Annotated in this window: 1 protein-coding gene and 1 pseudogene; both read left to right on the top strand. The window is 65.6% G+C overall.

From position 1 onward, the window contains the following. Positions 1 to 255 (top strand): annotated as a pseudogene (locus tag QZ269_RS13225) (adenylosuccinate lyase); the annotation flags it as partial. Between the two features lie 111 nt (positions 256 to 366). After that, on the top strand, positions 367 to 962 hold a 596-nt coding region (locus QZ269_RS13220), incomplete at its 3' end, for a malate dehydrogenase (RefSeq protein ID WP_291427159.1).

The raw sequence follows: 962 nt of genomic DNA, 5'->3' as shown, positions 1-962 counted from the left end.
AACGACCTGGGCGGCCTGGTCTTTAGTCAGCGGGTGCTGCACGCCCTGATCGACGAAAAAGGCATGATGCGCGAGGAAGCCTACACCCTAGTGCAGCGGAGTGCCCTCCAGAGCTGGGAAACCGGCGAGGGCCTGCGCGACCTGCTGAGGGCCGACCCCGCCAACCCCCTGAGCGACGCGGAACTGGACGCGGCCTTCGATTTGCAGTGGTATCTGCGCCACGTCGACACGATCTATGCTCGCCTGGGCCTCTGAGCCGCCCGGCCCTGTTCCCGCAGCATGTCCCCGTTGCAGGAACGCCCCTGCGCCCGGCCCCCGCTTCGCGTTATTGTGGGGCGTAAAACCAATTCCTACGGAGGTAACACTATGACGACGAAACAACCCGTTCGCGTGGCCGTAACTGGCGCTGCCGGACAGATCGGCTACAGTCTGCTTTTCCGCATCGCCGCTGGCGACATGCTGGGGGCCGACCAGCCCGTGATCCTGCAACTGCTCGAAATCACCCCCGCGCTCAAGGCCCTGAGCGGCGTGGTCATGGAGCTGCGCGACTGCGCCTTCCCGCTGCTGGCCGACGTGATTACCAGCGACGACCCGATGGTGGCCTTCAAAGACGCCGACTACGCCCTGCTGGTGGGCGCCATGCCCCGCAAGGCCGGTATGGAACGCGGCGACCTGCTCGGAGCCAACGGCGGCATCTTCAAGCCCCAGGGCGAGGCGCTCAACAAGGTCGCCAAGCGTGACGTCAAGGTGCTGGTCGTGGGCAACCCCGCCAATACCAACGCCCTGATCGCCCAGCAGAACGCGCCCGACCTCGACCCCAAGTGCTTCACGGCCATGGTGCGTCTGGACCACAACCGCGCCATCTCGCAGCTGGCCGAGAAGACCGGCAAGCCCGTGAGCAGCATCAAGAACCTGACCATCTGGGGCAACCACTCCTCGACCCAGTACCCCGACCTCTCGCA

This window comes from Deinococcus sp., assembly GCF_018260405.1.
GTDB lineage: Bacteria > Deinococcota > Deinococci > Deinococcales > Deinococcaceae > Deinococcus.
The sequence above is the reverse complement of the archived record's forward strand: the minus strand, read 5'-3'. Positions and strand labels throughout refer to the sequence as shown.